Source organism: Saccharothrix sp., from assembly GCF_031180885.1.
Lineage (GTDB): Bacteria > Actinomycetota > Actinomycetes > Mycobacteriales > Pseudonocardiaceae > Actinosynnema.
The window spans coordinates 39078-54023 of the sequence record NZ_JAPSLK010000034.1 but is presented as its reverse complement, the minus strand read 5'-3'; the positions used below and the strand labels follow the sequence as shown (position 1 = coordinate 54023).

Sequence of the window (14946 nt, the reverse complement as noted above, 5' to 3'; positions counted from 1 at the left end):
GGCTACGGACACACGTCTGCCGTTGCCCTCCCCCTCTGTCTTCTGCCCGCGGACGGGCGCCTGAGAGCTTCACCCGGCTGTGCGGCCGGGCTTGCACCGTCGGCGGGGTCGGTTGGTGCTCGACCCGCTTTCCAGAGGCGTCTCACCCGCGCGGTCCTTGCGCCTGAGAGGTTCCGGGGAGGATTTGCTCCTTCGGCGCCGAGACTGGCTCGGACTCTCCCGCGCGGGATAAAGCGACTACGCGCGAATGGTACCCGGCAGGTGAACGTCTTTCGTCACGGACGCGACGCGGATCTCACAGGTTTACCCGCCCGTCATCCCGGGTAACAGCGCTTCGTGCTCCCCAGGCCCCTCGCTGCTAGCGCCCCTCGCTCCCCCGGGCCGCTCGCTCCCCTGGCTGGTCGCGCCCCTCGCCCCTCGCCGCTCGCGCTTCAGCCGATGGCGCGGGTGCGCCTGCGCCGGGACAGCTCGTCGTTGGGCGCCTCGTCGACCGCGAGCCCGTCCGCGCGTTCCGCCGGGAACTCGTGGATCGTGCCGCTGATCTCCCGCATGGCCCCGCTGACCGCGATGCCGAAGACCCCTTGGCCGCCTTGCAGCAGGTCCACGACCTCTTCCGGCGACGTGCACTCGTAGACGGTGGTGCCGTCGCTGAACAGCGTGATGCGGGCGAGGTCCTGGACGCCGCGGCGGCGCAGGTGGTCGACCGCGACCCGGATGTTCTGGAGGCTGACGCCGGTGTCCAGCAGCCGCTTGACCACCTTGAGGACCAGGATGTCCTTGAACGAGTAGAGCCGTTGGCTACCGGAGCCGTGGGCACTCCTTATCGTCGGGTTGACCAGTCCGGTGCGGGCCCAGTAGTCGAGCTGGCGGTAGGTGATGCCCGCGATCTGGCACGCGGCGGGGCCGCGGTACCCGACGAGTTCGTCCGGCAGCGAGGAGTCCGGGAACAGCTCACCCTGTTCGCCGGTTCCGGCCCGGATGGGCGCTTCCTCGACCACGCCTGCCTCCCCTCGGTCCGACCACGACGGCCGGCGACCAACGTGAAGCCGCCGCGGTGCTCGAATCACACCGTGGCAATTCACCTGAGTTCGACGGTAAGACCGCCTAGGGGGCAGGTCAACGCGACGCGCTGAGCGTGTCGCACCTCAACCTCAGGTTGAGGTTGAGAGAGACGGCCGTCGTAAGCCATTCGGGTGACGTTTAGTGATCGTTTAGCCGACCATTCCTGACTTTGTGTAATCCGGAGGTGTGACACCGGGGGGTGGCACGCGGGGCTGATTCACAACGCACCGCACACACCCACGAGGGGCCGGCGTCCAGCTCGCGGCACGAAGCCGGCCCTTCGTGGCCCCTCCACCCACCCATCTTCCGCCCGGTTTCGTCGGTGCGCCGTGCGATCATGGAACCGGGGGCCGGAGGCCACGCCAAGGCCTGAAACGCATCTCGGTTCGCGCCTCGCACACACCCTCTTCGCGCCTGCCACGCGCCCCTTCACGCCTCGCACAGGTCCGCTTCGCCGCCTCAACGCACCCTTCGCGCCTGCCACGCGCCCCTTCACGCCTCGCATAGGCCCGCTTCGCCGCCTCAACGCACCCCTCGCGCCTCACGCACACCCCTTCGCGCCTCGGGCAGGCCCTCCGCCGCCTCACACGCGCCCTGTGGCTCCACGCCGCCGGACCTTGCGGGTGTGCGCCCTGCTCGCATGGCGGCCGGCTTCGGTACGGCGAGCGGGAGGTTGCGCGGGCGAGATGCGACGCCAGGTGGCCGTGGTCGCGGAAGTTAGGCGGCGGGCTCCGGCGGCGGGCGGCGGCAGCTGGCGAGCCAGGCGGCAGGCTCGGGCGGGCGAGCCGGCAAGGCAGCGTGGCGGCGGCGGGGGCAGGCGGAGTGCGGAGGTCGACCCGAGGCAAGCCGGGCGGCGGGGGTGGTCCGAGTGGTGGCGGAGGCGCAGTTCGAGGCGTGGAGGCGGCGCGGGGGGTGTGACCCTGCTCAGGTGTCCGCGCCGCGGAAGTCCTCCGGCGAGACCGAGTCCAGGAACTCCCGGAACTTCTCGACCTCGTCCTCCTGCTCGTCCGGGATGATCAACCCCGCCTCGGCCAGCACCGACTCCTCGGCGTGGATCGGGACGCCGATGCGCAGCGCCAACGCCACCGAGTCGCTCGGCCGCGCCGACACGCGCACATCCCCGTCGAAGACGAGTTCGGCGAAGTACGTCCCCTCCTGCAGGTCCGTGATCCGCACCTGCTCCAGCTGCCTGCCCAGAGCGCCGATGACGTCCTTCAGCAGGTCGTGCGTCAACGGCCGGGCGGGCCGGACGCCCTGCTGTTCCAGCGCGATCGCGGTCGCCTCCACCGAGCCGATCCAGATCGGCAGGTAGCGCTCGCCCTCGGTTTCGCGCAGCAGCAGGATCGGCTGGTTGGCGGGCAGTTCCACCCGCACGCCCACGACGCGCATCTCGCTCATCGGGTCTCGCCTCCCTCAGCGCGCTGAAATCCTGGCGTCCCCGCTACCACGAGGATCCCCCACGTACCCCTTCGACGCTACCCGCCAAGCGGGCCTTGTGCGCAACCGCTCGAAAAATGCCGATCACGATGCGGAAACGGCTCTACCTGGGCGGAACACCGCCGCCGGTGACGTCCCGGAGGCCGGTTTTCACCAGGAGTGTGTGCAGCGTTACGGAGAGCGCCGCCAACTCGCGCAGGACTTCGTCGGTTCGCCCCCGCAGCCGCGGGTCGCGTTGTCTCGACTGGACGACCTGTTCCACCAGCGCCACCTCGCGGTCCGCCGCCGCGCGGAACGGGCGCAGGTGGCGGGGCTCCAGGCCGTACTGGGCCAGCTCGCGCACAACACTCGCCACCTGGAGGGCGTCCTCGTCGTAGGCACCCGGGCGAACCAGGCCGTACTGCTCCAGCTCGGCCAGCGCCGCCGCGTCCAGGCCGGAGCGGGCGAGCAGGTCCTCGCGGGTCATGCGCTGCGGAACAGCTTGCCCGTCCTCGACGGCGCGCAGCACCCGGGCCGAGGAGTCCGCCGCGTCCAACTGCTCCTTGATGACCTTCAACGGCAGGTAGCGGTCGCGTTGGGCCGCCAGCACGTACCGCAGCCGTTCGACGTCGGCCGCGGTGAACTGGCGGTACCCCGCGGCGGTGCGTGCCGGGCGGACCAGGCCCTCCGACTCCAGGAAGCGGATCTTGGAGATCGTGACGTCGGGGAACTCCGTCCGGAGCTGCGCGAGCACCGCGCCGATGCTCAACCCCCCGCGCTGTGGCCGCCCGGCCGCCGCCGTCACTGCGCCCCCTGACCCCCGGTGCCCGGACCGGTCAGGAACACGAGGCGGAACTTGCCGATCTGGACCTCGTCGCCGTTGGCGAGCACCGCCTGGTCGACCGGCTCGCGGTTGACGTAGGTGCCGTTGAGGCTGCCCACGTCGATCACCACGAACTCGCCGCCCTCCCGGCGGAACTCGGCGTGCCGGCGGGAGACCGTCACGTCGTCGAGGAAGATGTCGCTGTCCGGGTGCCGTCCCGCGCTGGTCGTGTCGCGGTCGAGCAGGAACCGGGAACCCGCGTTCGGACCGCGCTTGACCACCAGCAGGGCCGACCCGGCGGGCAGTGCGTCGACGCCGGCGACGGCCGGCTCCTGGGCGGGCGCCTCGGCGCCCTCGACCTCGGCGAGGAAGTCCGCCCGGAAAACGGAGGTCCGCTCCGGGGACTGCTCGGGCGGAACGCCTGGCCCGTCGTTCGTGCTCACCTGAGCTCTCCTCCTGCTGCTGGAACCGTCTCGGCCTTTAGAACCTATCGTGCCCGAACCCTGGTCTGAGGAGCGGCTCCCCCACCGACCGAAGAGCCGCCGGAAGATCGACGTCACTCCTGCTCCGCAATCTCCTGGTACGCGGCCGCGTCGAGCAGGTCGTCCACCGCGGACGGGTCGGTCAGCCGCAACTCGACGATCCAGCCCTCGCCGTACGGGTCGGAGTTCACCAGGTCGGACTGCTGGTCCAGCGCGTCGTTGCGCGCGATGACCTCGCCCGCGACCGGGGCGTAGATCTCCGAGACGCTCTTGGTGGACTCGACCTCGCCGAGCGTCTGGCCCGCGCCGACCTGCTCGCCCAGTTCCGGGAGCTGGACGAACACGACCTCGCCGAGCTGCTCCTGGGCGTAGTCGGTGATGCCCACGCGCACGGTGTCCTCACCGGTGCGCAGCACCCACTCATGTTCCTCGGTGTACTTGAGCTCCTCGGGAATCACCGCGGTGCGCTCCTTCATGACGGTGGATCTTCGCTGCCGGATCTTCCCACGACCGGTTCAGACCGGCGCGACCCCCGGCCGTCTGCGCAGCGCGAGGAAGAACTGGTAGACGTACAGGGCTCCGGACCACAGGTACAGCGCGCCGCCCCACACCATGAAGGCGTAGGCCACCGGCCGGGCGACCTGCGCGGCGGTGGACGTGCCCTGGGCGAGCAGCAGCATCGGGAAGGCGTACAGCAGGTTGAACGTGGCGCCTTTACCCAGGTAGGTGACCTCGAACGGGCCGTAGCCGCGCAGCCGCAGCACCGGCAGGCACGCGCCGACGACCAGCTCGCGGCCCACCAGCACGGCCGCCACCCACCAGGGGACGATGTCGCGCACGACGAACGCCACCAGCGTGGCCAGGATGTAGAGCCGGTCGGCGGCCGGGTCCAGCAGGGCGCCGAGCCTGCTCATCTGGTTGAGCCAGCGCGCGACCTTGCCGTCCAGCCAGTCCGACAGGCCCGCCGCGACCAGCACCACCAGCGCCCACCCGTCCTCCTGCGGCCCGAGCAGGAGGTAGAGGAACAGCGGCACGCCGAGCAGCCGCAACACGCTGAGCGCGTTGGGGATGGTCAGCCACCGGTCGGCGGGATCGTGCGACACAACCGCAAACTGTAGAGCGGCGGACCGCCGAGCACCGCCGGGACCGGCACGTCCGGGCGAGGCGGTCACACACCGTGACCTCCGTATTCAGCACCCGGCGCCCGAAACCCGTCAATGCGGGCTCTTCCGCACCGCGTCCACCGCTCAAGCCCGCGCCAACCGGAATTCGAGCGCCGCTCCACCACGACTCCAGTGGCGCTCACGACTCCGGCACGTTTCCGGGCAGCCGAAACCACACTTCAGCGGGAATGACAACCCGATTCCGGGCAGCCGAAACCGCAACTGGGTGGGACTGGGGGAACGGGGACGGCGACGAGGGCGCGTCACCCGGGTGAGGGACCTGACCTCGGACAGGGGGACCGGCGAACGGCCGGAGGAGTCCGAGTGGTCGGCCGCGCGTCAGCTCGCGCGGGTTCGGGTCCAGCCTTGGCGTTGCAACTGCTCACCGCTGAGGGCACGCGGGCGACCGCGGTCGTCGACGCCCACCCAGCGGGCGCGGAAACCTTCGAGCACGTAGGCGTGGCCCTTGCTCCAGACCACGCTGCACGGGGCTGTGGGCAGCGAACCCGCGCCGCCGGACGTGGCGCGCGCTGCCCTGGGCTTCGAGGGCTCGGACTCGGTTTCCGTTCTGGTGCTCATCGTCAATCCCTCCACCTGGGTTGTCGCGCGCGACCTTCGCGGCGTTATCCCCGTGCACAGGATTCTGCGTGACCAGTGACCTCCGCCACCTCCGAATTGCCGGTTGTCTCGGCCATCGGACCCGATGAGTCGCCGAGTCGACCGGAGTCGCGCAGCGCCCTACCCCTGAGGTATAGCCGCCGGACCCCCGGTGAAACCGCTCACCGCCCGTCACGCGCCGTACACCGACACGCCATTACACTGATACCGATCAAGCCGCCATCCGACCGCTTGTGGTGACCGCGGGGTCTCCGTACGGTGGGTGGCGCAGCGGTTGAGCCAACAGCCGCGCCGGGGAAGCTCCGGCCAGCGGGCAACGTGTGCCGCCACGCTGCGTTCATGGTGCTCGGCGCGTTCGCATGCCTGGGCTTCCCTCCTTCCAAGGCAAGACCTGTGAAGAGGAGTCCCTCGTGACGGTTCAGGATCCGAACGTCGTGGCGACGAGCGGAGCCGGGTCCGCCAGCCCCAGCTCCCCGGCGGGGCAGGTGGCCGAAGGCGTGACGGTGGTGACCGCCACCGGGGAGATCGACATGCTCACCGCGCCGGACCTGCGCGCCGACGTGCTCAAGCGGATCGACGAGGCCGAGACCCTCGTCCTGGACATGAGCGGCGTCAGCTTCCTCGGCTCGGCCGGGCTGGCGGTGCTGGTGGAGGCGTCGCAGCACGCCAAGCGGCGGGGCACGGCGTTCCGCGTCGTGGCCGTCGATCGCGCGGTGACCCGACCGCTGGCCGCCACCGGACTGGGTGACGTGTTCAGCGTGTACGGATCGGTGGCGGAGGCGGTGTCGGCGGACGGCGGGGCGACGGCGGGCTGACGTGCGGCACCAGGTCCACGACCTGGTCCACGCCCGCGGTGACCAGGGCCGCGCGCGCGGGGCTGTCCTCGGGCGCGCGGACCACGACCCGGTTGCCGGCCGCCGCCGCGGCGTCGACCACCGCCCGCAGCGCCCGGACCAGCCCTTCGCTGCGGGCGCCGAGCTGGCGCAGGTCCACCACGATCGGCACGGCCCCGCCGCGCGCGGCGGTCAGCACCCTGCGGCGCACGGACGGTCCGGCGCGCGCCGGGACGTCGCCGCGCACCACCACCTCGACCCACCCGGAGTGCGCCGACACGGTGACGTCCTCGGGCGTGGCGCGCGCGAACGTGCCCCGCGTGGTGTGCCGGCCGGACATGACGAGCGTGACGCGGGTCCCGCTCGCGGACCGGTCCACCTGGACCTCGTCCACGTTCTCCCGCATCAGCAGCAGGCCGCGGCCCCGGTCGGACAGCTCGACGGGCGGCACGCGCCAGGTGCCGTCGTCGGCGACCACCACGTGCACGCTCCCGTCCGGACGGACCTCCCCGGCCACCCGGACACTGCCGCGGGCGCCCGGGTCGTAGGCGTGCTCCACGGCGTTGCTGACGGCCTCGTTGACCGCGACCAGCAGGTCGTAGCGGTCGTCATCGGGCAGTCCGACGCCGAGCAACCACTCGTCCAGGCGCATGCGCACGGCGGAGAGAAGGCCGGCGTCGGCCGGGATCTCCACTCCCCAGTGGTGGTCGGCGAGTCGATCGGTCAACAGGCCTCCTCGTCGCGCAACAGTCAGTCTTCCCACTGGCGGCGAGAGCTACACGTGTGAGGTTGGATCAGTTCGGGTACCGATAGCTTCAGCACCGCCCAAATAGAACGGGCTGAGACAGAACGGACGATGAGGTGAGCGTGTCGCACACGGAGCCGCAGAGCGGCGATTCGGATGACCCCTTGGCCGGGGTGGAGTTGCGGATGGCCGCCGACCCCACGCAGCTGTCGATCGTCCGGGCGGTGGCCGCCGACATCGCCATGCGCCAGGACTACGACCTCGACTCCATCGAGGACCTGAAGCTGGCCGTCGACGAGGCCTGCTCGACCCTCATCTCCCTCGCCGCGCCGAGCGCCGTGCTGAGTGCGAGGTTCGTCGTGGCCGGCCCAGCCGTGCAGGTGTTCACCGCGGTGCGGTCGAAGCGCTCGGCGCCCCCGGACCGGGACAGCTTCGGCTGGCGCGTGCTCAGCGCCCTGGTCGACTCGGTGACCACCTGGGTCGAGCCGCGGGGGGACGCGTACGACATCCACATCGACCTGGTCAAGCGCTCACTGGGGACGGCGTGACGGGTACCGACGGGGGCACGACGCGCTCGGGCACGCAGGGGGACTACGACCACCTGGCACCGCTGTTCGCCAGGCTGGCGGCGACACCCGAGGGTGACCCGGAGCGGGAGCGGCTGCGCGACGAGCTGGTGACCGAGCACCTGCCGGTGGCCAAGCACATCGCCCGGCGGTTCGGACACCGCGGCGAGCCGTACGACGACTTGGTGCAGGTCGCGACGGTGGGCCTGATCAACGCGGTCGACCGGTTCGACCCGGAGCGGGGCAGCGACTTCCTGTCCTTCGCGGTCCCGACCATCATGGGCGAGGTCCGGAAGTACTTCCGCGACTCGAGCTGGTCGGTCCGCATGCCGCGCAGGTTGAAGGAACTCCACCTGGCCATCAACGCCGGCTCGGCCCGCTTGTCGCAGCAGTTGGGCCGCGCGCCGACGCCGTCCGAGCTGGCCGACCACCTGGGCCTGACCCGCGAGGAGATCCACGAGGGCCTGGCGGCTGGGAACGCCTACCACAGCGCTTCCCTGGATGATCTTCTTGTCGCGGACGACAGCTCCATCTCGCTGGGGTCGACGCTGGGCGAGGAGGACCCGGAGCTGGAGGCCATCGAGCAGCGGGAGGCTCTGCACCCGTTGTTGGAGAAGCTGCCGGAGCGGGAGCGGAAGATCGTGGTGATGCGGTTCTTCGGGAACATGACGCAGACGCAGATCGCGCAGAAGGTCGGGATCTCGCAGATGCACGTGTCACGGCTGCTGGCCAAGACTTTGCGACAATTGCGCGAGGGTCTCACGGAGTGACGCGAGGCCGGGCACGGGTCGTCGAGCCGTGGAAAGCGCGCCGGATCAGGAGTTCGGGTTTCGAATTCCTGGTTTCGGCGGGCTTTTTCGTGCGCGGGTACGGGGCAGGACTGAGGCCGGGCCAGGGCTGAGGCCGATGCTGAGATGAGATGAGATGGGGTGAGCCGAGGCTGTGGCCGGCTCGGACCAACCAGCCCGCTTCCGCCGCGCAGCGGCTGCTTTCGCCGCACAGCGGCTGCTTCCGCCGCGCTTCGCGCGGCGGGCTGGCTATCAGCCACGGCGGGGCCTCGGTTCCCCACCGTATGGCCTGCCCGGAGGGCTACCACGCTTTGGTCGGGTGCAGCCGAAAATTTTGTGAGGAACGAGCAAAATTTTTAGCGGCACCCGGCCAAAGCGTGGTTGGCTTTGCCAGGCCATGCGGTGGGGGAACCGACGCCCTTCCCTCCCCCATTGGCGGCCTCCAGGCCGCTTTTGATCTTGAGAGCGCGCCAGCGCGTCCGCATGAAGAGCGCGAAGCGCGTTCGAGAAGCGCGTTCGAGAAGCGAAGCGCCGGAAAAAGAAACGCCGCCGGGGGCAACGGCGGCGTCTCCAGCAGGGGTGGATCAGGGTCCAGCTTTCTCCGCCACGTCGGGCAGGGAAGCACGCGGAGCGTGCCGTACTGCCTCGGGCGCGGCCCGACGGAGTCCTAAGCGGCCCGACGGAGCCCTAAGCGGCCCGACGGAGCCCTAAGCGGCTCGGCGGCGGGCCTCGGCGATCAGGCGGCGGCGTTCGTCCTCGCCCATGCCGCCCCACACCCCGTAGGGCTCCTGGACGGCGAGAGCGTGTTCGCGGCACTGCACGAGCACGGGGCAGACCCGGCACAGCTGCTTGGCCTTCTCCTCCCGTGCCATGCGGGCCGTGCCGCGTTCGTTGTCCGGGTGGAAGAAGACGGCGCTGTCGCGGCCCCGGCACAGGCCGTCCTTCTGCCAGTCCCAGACCTCGGTCACGGGCTTGGGCAGGCGCGCGGTGCTGGTCATCGGGCGAAACCCCCTGCGGTGGAGTCGTTCAGGTGCTGATCAAGGCGTACCCCGCGCAACGGGGCCGACAAACGTCCTGCCCCCGAATCGGGTTACCCCGGCGACCTCGCTGGTCCGTCCCAGCCGAACCGGGGCGCCACATGCGTCGCCTACCCCGGCAACCGGGGTGCGACCTCGGCCGCCCAGAAGGTGAAGAACGCCTCCTGGTCCGGCCCGATCTGAGACACGTAAACCTCGTCGTACCCGGCATCGACGTACTCCCGCACCGCCGACACGTAGCTCTCCGGGTCCGGCCCCAACGGCAGCGAGGACGCCACCATGTCCTTGGTGACCAGCGTCGACGCCTGCTCGAAGTGCTTGGGCGACGGCAGCACCTGGGCCAGCTCGCCCGGCAGCTGCTCGTTGGGCCACAGCCGGAACGCCGTTTCCAGCGCGTCGTCGACCGAAGCCGCGTGGCACACCTTGAACCCCGCCTGCGCGGGCTTGCCGTGCCCACCGGTCTCCCGGAACCGCTTCACCAACTCCGCGTCGGGCATGGTGCTGCAGAACCCGTCCCCGATCCGGCCCGCCAACTGCGCCGACTTGGGCCCGAACGCCGACACGTAGATCGGCACGGGCTGGTCGGGCAACGTGTAGATGCGCGCGTTCTCGACCGTGTAGTGCTTGCCTCGATGCTCGACGTCCTCGCCGGTGTGCAGCTTGCGGATGACCTCGACGGCCTCCTCCAGCATCTCCAGCCGCCGCGACGCCGACGGCCACGGGTCGCCGAGGATGTGCTCGTTCAGCGCTTCACCCGACCCGACGCCGAGCACGAACCGGCCCTCGCACTGCACGGCGGCGGTAGCGGCGGCCTGGGCGATGACGGCCGGGTGGGTGCGGATCGTGGGGCACGTGACCGCCGTGGTGATGGGCAGGGTCGTCGCCTCGGACAGCGCGCCGATGACCGACCACACGAACGGGCTCTGCCCCTGCTGGTCGTTCCACGGGTGGTAGTGGTCGGAGATCCACAGCCGCTCGAAGCCGGCGTCCTGGGCCCACCGCGCCTGCCGGACCAGGTCGCGCGGCCCGTGCTCCTCGCTGGACAGGAAGTAACCGATGCTCACCATGTGTCGCGGTTACCCGTGCCGGCAGCGGTTACCCGTGCAGGAACTCCTGAACCTTCGTGCGCACCCCCTTCGTGACCACGGACCACGCGTCCGGGTCACCCTTGAGCAGGGCTTCCGCCGTGTTCTTCACCTGGTCGAAGGACGCGTGCGGCGGGATCGGCGGCACGTTCGGGTCACAGCGCACGTCCAGCACGGCCGGCCGGTCGGCCCGCAGCACCTCGTCCCACGCCGCGCCCAGGTCGTCCGGCGCGTCGACGTTGACCCCGACCAGCCCGACCGACCGCGCGAACGCCGCGTAGTCCACGTCCGGCAGGACCTGCGACTCCTCGAACTTCGGCGCGCCGCCCATCGCGCGCAGTTCCCACGTCACCTGGTTGAGGTCGTTGTTGTGCAGCACGCACACCACGCACCGCCGGTCCGGCCACTCGTCGTGGTAGCGGGCCAGGGTGATCAGCTCGGCGAGCCCGTTCATCTGCATCGCACCGTCCCCGACCAGCGCGACCACAGGCCGGTCCGGGTGCGCGAACTTGGCGCCGATCGCGTACGGCACGCCCGCGCCCATCGTGGCCAGCGTCCCGGACAGCGAGCCGCGCATCCGCCCCCGCATCCGGACCAGCCGGGCGTACCAGTTGGCCGCCGAGCCGGAGTCGGCGGTGATGATCGCGTCCTCGGGCAGGCGTTCGGACAGCTCCCACGCGATGCGCATCGGGTTGACCGGGTCGGCGTCCTCGAACGCCTGGGCGCGCAGCCCGTCCCACCACTCCGACACGTTCTTCTCGACGGTCGCGCGCCACCCGTCCTTGCGCCGCAAAGCCGGCAGCAACGCCCTGAGGGTCGACTTGGCGTCGCCGACGAGGTTCACCTCGGTGGGGTACCTCATGCCGATCAGCCGCCCGTCGGCGTCGATCTGCACCCCGCGCGCCTTGCCGAACTCCGGCAGGAACTGCGAGTACGGGAAGCTCGAACCCACGATCAGCAACGTGTCGCAGTCGCGCATCAGCTCGTAGCTCGGCCGGGTGCCCAGCAGTCCGATCGCACCGGTCACGTAGGATCGATCGTCAGGCAGCACATCCTTGCCCAGCAACGCCTTCGCGACCCCGGCACCAACCAGTTCGGCCACCTCGTGGACCTCGTCGGCAGCGTCGCGCGCGCCCTGCCCCACGAGAATCGCCACCTTCTCGCCGGCGTTCAACACCTCGGCGGCCCGGTTGATCTCGTCCTGCGGCGGCACCGACGTGTGCCAGGAGTGGCTCGGCGGACTGGACGGGACGTGCTTGAACGCGTGCTGGGGCGCGCTGTACTCCAGCTCTTGGACGTCCGCCGGGATGATCAAAGCGGTGGGTGCCCGCTCGGCCTCGGCGGTGCGGATGGCCCGGTCCAGGGCGTTGGGCAGCTGCTCGGGCACGGTCACGTCGACCAGGTACTCCGAGGCCACGTCCTTGAACAGCGCGTGCAGGTCGACTTCCTGCTGGTAGCTGCCGCCCAGCGCGGTGCGGGCGGTCTGGCCGACGATGGCGACGACCGGGACGTGGTCCAGCTTGGCGTCGTACAGGCCGTTCAACAGGTGGATCGCGCCCGGCCCGGAGGTCGCGAGGCACACCCCGACCCGGCCGCTGAACTTGGCGTATCCGACGGCTTGCAGCGCGGACATCTCCTCGTGCCGCGATTGGACGAACTTGGGCACGTTGTCCGCCCGTCCGAACGCCGCCACCAGCCCGTTGATGCCGTCACCCGGGTAGGCGAAGACGTGCTCGACACCCCACTCGCGCAGGCGTTGCAGCACGTAATCGGCGACTTGCATGGGGAACCCCTCCTCGGACTCGACCAGCCCGTCGGGTACCCGAGGCCGGCTGCCCTGAAGCAAGGCCCTCAAGCGGCGCCGAAGCAGCCCTAAAGCGGCAGCAGCATCCGCCCACCCAGCAGCAGGCACCCCACCGTGACCACCGCGAACAGCACCACCCACAGCAGCCCCGGCACCCGCGTGATGCGCGCCAGCATGTCCGCGTCCGAGTTGGGCGCACGCCCCCGCAGCCGCCGCCCCTGCAACTCCCCCACCGGCCGCACGCCCCCGAGCAGCAGGAACCAGGTCACGAACAGCGCGAAGGCCGCCTGCCACTCCGCGGCCGCGTACCAGGAGACGACGAACATGATCGTCCCGGTGGCCACCACGGACAGCACGCCGAACACGTTCCGGATCATGATCAGCATGGCTGCGAGGAGCACGACGGTCGCCCACAGCAGCGGCCGGACGTTGTCCGTGGTCACCAGCACCGCCGCGGCCAACCCGAGCAGCGAGGGCGTCACGTAACCGGCGAAGTACATGAGCACCACGGCGATCCCGGTCGGCTTGCCCCGGGACACGGTCACGCCGGACGTGTCGGCGTTGAGCTTGATGCCCTCCAGGCGACGGCCGGTGAGCAGCGCGATCAGGGCGTGGCCGCCTTCGTGCGCGATGGTGATGGTGTTCCGGCTGATCCGCCAGATCCCGGGACTGGCCACCAGCACCAGGGCGAGAACGGCAGGGACCCACTTGGCGAGTGTCGACATCACTCCCCAGCATGCCAGGTCCACACGAAAACCCGGTGCTTGACCTGGAGCGCGCTCCAGCATTCAAGGTGTCGTGCATGAAGCGAGTGCGCATCGGGTCTCTTGAGGTCAGCGCCCTGTGTCTGGGCACGTTGCCGTTCGGCAAGTACGTCGACGAGGAGACGTCCTTCGCCATCCTCGACCGCTACGTCGAAGCGGGCGGCACGTTCCTCGACACCGCGAACAACTACGTGTTCTGGGACGGCGGCACCGGCGACGAGAGCGAGGAGACCGTCGGGCGGTGGCTCGCCGCTCGGGGGAACCGGGACGACATGGTCGTCGCCACCAAGATGGGTGCTCGGCCGCGCACGCCCGGCGGCGGGATCGAGGATTGCGAAGGGCTGGCCGGGCCGACCGTCCTCGCCGCCGCCGAAGGCAGCCTGGAGCGGTTGGGCACCGACCGGATCGACCTGTACTACAGCCACATCGAGGACCGGTCAGTACCACTGGAGGACACGCTGGGTGCGTTCGCCTCCTTGGTCTCGGCGGGAACCGTGCGGGAGATCGGCGCCTGCAACCACGCCACCTGGCGGCTGGAACGGGCTCGGGCGGTGTCCCGGGCGAACGGCTGGCCCCTGTACACGACCGTGCAGCAGCGGTACAGCTACCTGCTGCCACGGCCCGGCGTGCGGTTGCCGGAGTGGGGGCACGTGCACATGACCGACGAGCTGTTCGACTACGCGCGGTCCGAAGGGGATGTCGGGCTGGTGGCGTACTCGACCCTGTTGTCGGGGGCGTACCGGGACAAGCCGTTGGGTGAGGCGTACGACCACCCGGGGAACACGCGGCGGTTGGCGGTGCTGGGCGAGGTCGCGTCCGAACTGGGGGCGACGGTGAACCAGGTGGTGCTGGCCTGGTTGCTGCGCAAGGGAATTGTCCCGCTGGTGGGCGCGTCGTCGGTGGCCCAGTTGGAAGAGTCGTTGGGCGGGATCGAGCTGGAACTGGACGACGAACAAGTGGCACGGCTCGATTCGGTCGGATAGCACATGAAGGGCCACCATCCACGCTGGACAGTGGCCCTTCTCCCAACAGATGTCAGCGGTAGTGCCTGGCCTTGTGCTGTTCGGCCACCGCCGGGTCGATCGGTTGGACCGGACGCGGCGAGACGGTCGGGTCCACCGACTCGATGCGCTGGTCGTGGGGATGGTCGCGCGGTTCTTCGTCGTGGGTGAGGTTCCGGTCGCGCTGGGTCGGCATCCCGGGGTCGCGGATGCTGTCGTCGCGCACGGTGGTGTCCACCGGCTCGACCTCCTGCTCCGGCACGACCACCTTGCGCCGCGCCGGCATGACCGCGATCAGCAGGCCGACCAGGGCCAGCCCGAGGTGCAGCCAGTTGTCGTTGGTGTTGAGCGCCAACGGGTTCCCCAGCCGCTCGACCGGGTTCACCGCCACCAGGCCGGCCAGCATGAGGCCCCAGACCAGCACCACGCCGTAGACCAGGAACACGATCCAGCCGTACAGGCGCGCCAGGCCCGAACCCGTGGCCATCAGCAGACCCAGCACACCGAACGCCAGGTGGACGACGTTGTGCAGGGGGTTGACCGCGAAGCCGAGCAGCATCGCGTGCTGTTCGCCGGTGAAGTCACCGAACCCGGTGCGCACGAACCCCGCCACGCCTGCGACGAGGAAGAACAGGCCGAGCAGACCTGCCAGCACCTGGGCGGGCTGGAGGCCCGCGACCTTGACACGACCGACGGTCGAGTGGGTCATCACGCCCTCCTGTGAGGGTCCGCGAGAGCCCGCCTTCCGGGCTCCGGACG

General features: G+C 70.4%; 17 protein-coding genes and 1 riboswitch. Of the genes, 4 read left to right on the top strand and 13 right to left on the bottom strand.

The window, feature by feature from the left end; translation table 11 throughout:
* Positions 1-141: 141 nt before the first annotated feature.
* A riboswitch (glycine riboswitch) is annotated at positions 142-232 on the bottom strand.
* A 199-nt stretch (positions 233-431) separates the two neighbouring features.
* The 7 genes from RIN75_RS29610 to RIN75_RS29580 form a co-directional block, all read right to left on the bottom strand.
* Entirely contained in the window at positions 432-998 is a 567-nt protein-coding gene (locus RIN75_RS29610; protein ID WP_121227562.1) for a MerR family transcriptional regulator, read from the bottom strand.
* 988 nt (positions 999-1986) lie between these two features.
* On the bottom strand, positions 1987-2460 hold the full coding sequence (locus tag RIN75_RS29605; protein ID WP_033427967.1) for a bifunctional nuclease family protein: 474 nt from the start codon (positions 2458-2460) through the stop codon (positions 1987-1989).
* A gap of 142 nt (positions 2461-2602) precedes the next feature.
* Positions 2603-3247: a MerR family transcriptional regulator gene (locus RIN75_RS29600; protein WP_309115323.1), complete on the bottom strand. Its 645-nt coding sequence runs from the start codon at positions 3245-3247 to the stop codon at positions 2603-2605.
* Positions 3248-3279: 32 nt separating this feature from the next.
* Positions 3280-3744 carry a glycogen accumulation regulator GarA gene (gene garA, locus RIN75_RS29595; RefSeq protein ID WP_309115322.1) on the bottom strand — a complete coding sequence of 155 codons (465 nt, stop codon included), beginning with the start codon at positions 3742-3744 and terminating at the stop codon, positions 3280-3282.
* Positions 3745-3857: 113 nt separating this feature from the next.
* Positions 3858-4259, bottom strand: coding sequence for a glycine cleavage system protein GcvH (gene gcvH / locus RIN75_RS29590; RefSeq protein ID WP_309115321.1), 402 nt, complete (start codon positions 4257-4259; stop codon positions 3858-3860).
* Between the two features lie 39 nt (positions 4260-4298).
* Positions 4299-4886, bottom strand: coding sequence for a CDP-alcohol phosphatidyltransferase family protein (locus RIN75_RS29585; RefSeq protein ID WP_309115320.1), 588 nt, complete (start codon positions 4884-4886; stop codon positions 4299-4301).
* 399 nt (positions 4887-5285) lie between these two features.
* Positions 5286-5525, bottom strand: coding sequence for a hypothetical protein (locus RIN75_RS29580; protein ID WP_309115319.1), 240 nt, complete (start codon positions 5523-5525; stop codon positions 5286-5288).
* Between the two features lie 449 nt (positions 5526-5974).
* Between RIN75_RS29580 and RIN75_RS29575 the strand changes: the two genes are divergently transcribed.
* A complete protein-coding gene (locus RIN75_RS29575; RefSeq protein ID WP_309115318.1) occupies positions 5975-6379 on the top strand; it encodes an STAS domain-containing protein in 405 nt (134 codons plus the stop codon).
* On the opposite strand, the gene RIN75_RS29570 is transcribed toward RIN75_RS29575, so the two are convergent.
* A complete protein-coding gene (locus RIN75_RS29570; RefSeq protein WP_309115317.1) occupies positions 6318-7124 on the bottom strand; it encodes an ATP-binding protein in 807 nt (268 codons plus the stop codon). The two genes, RIN75_RS29575 and RIN75_RS29570, sit on opposite strands and share 62 nt — an antisense overlap.
* Positions 7125-7264: 140 nt before the next feature.
* Between RIN75_RS29570 and RIN75_RS29565 the strand changes: the two genes are divergently transcribed.
* A complete protein-coding gene (locus tag RIN75_RS29565; protein WP_309115316.1) occupies positions 7265-7690 on the top strand; it encodes an ATP-binding protein in 426 nt (141 codons plus the stop codon).
* On the top strand, positions 7687-8478 hold the full coding sequence (locus RIN75_RS29560; RefSeq protein ID WP_309115315.1) for a SigB/SigF/SigG family RNA polymerase sigma factor: 792 nt from the start codon (positions 7687-7689) through the stop codon (positions 8476-8478). The genes RIN75_RS29565 and RIN75_RS29560 overlap by 4 nt, the downstream gene beginning before the upstream one ends.
* Before the next feature lie 725 nt (positions 8479-9203).
* Here RIN75_RS29560 and RIN75_RS29555 read toward each other — a convergent pair.
* The 4 genes from RIN75_RS29555 to RIN75_RS29540 all read right to left on the bottom strand — a co-directional run bounded on the left by RIN75_RS29555 (position 9204) and on the right by RIN75_RS29540 (position 13147).
* Complete coding sequence (locus tag RIN75_RS29555; RefSeq protein ID WP_309115314.1) at positions 9204-9494, bottom strand: WhiB family transcriptional regulator; 291 nt, start codon at positions 9492-9494, stop codon at positions 9204-9206.
* Positions 9495-9643: 149 nt separating this feature from the next.
* On the bottom strand, positions 9644-10600 hold the full coding sequence (locus RIN75_RS29550) for a TIGR03557 family F420-dependent LLM class oxidoreductase (RefSeq protein WP_309115313.1): 957 nt from the start codon (positions 10598-10600) through the stop codon (positions 9644-9646).
* 28 nt (positions 10601-10628) lie between these two features.
* A complete protein-coding gene (locus RIN75_RS29545; RefSeq protein WP_309115312.1) occupies positions 10629-12401 on the bottom strand; it encodes a thiamine pyrophosphate-requiring protein in 1773 nt (590 codons plus the stop codon).
* An 89-nt stretch (positions 12402-12490) separates the two neighbouring features.
* Positions 12491-13147 carry a M50 family metallopeptidase gene (locus tag RIN75_RS29540; RefSeq protein WP_309115311.1) on the bottom strand — a complete coding sequence of 219 codons (657 nt, stop codon included), beginning with the start codon at positions 13145-13147 and terminating at the stop codon, positions 12491-12493.
* Positions 13148-13224: 77 nt separating this feature from the next.
* Here RIN75_RS29540 and RIN75_RS29535 point away from each other — a divergent pair, with 77 nt between their 5' ends.
* Positions 13225-14169: an aldo/keto reductase gene (locus tag RIN75_RS29535; protein ID WP_309115310.1), complete on the top strand. Its 945-nt coding sequence runs from the start codon at positions 13225-13227 to the stop codon at positions 14167-14169.
* A gap of 52 nt (positions 14170-14221) precedes the next feature.
* On the opposite strand, the gene RIN75_RS29530 is transcribed toward RIN75_RS29535, so the two are convergent.
* Positions 14222-14896, bottom strand: a complete 675-nt coding sequence (locus tag RIN75_RS29530; protein ID WP_309115309.1) for a DUF4383 domain-containing protein — start codon at positions 14894-14896, stop codon at positions 14222-14224.
* Positions 14897-14946: the final 50 nt, after the last annotated feature.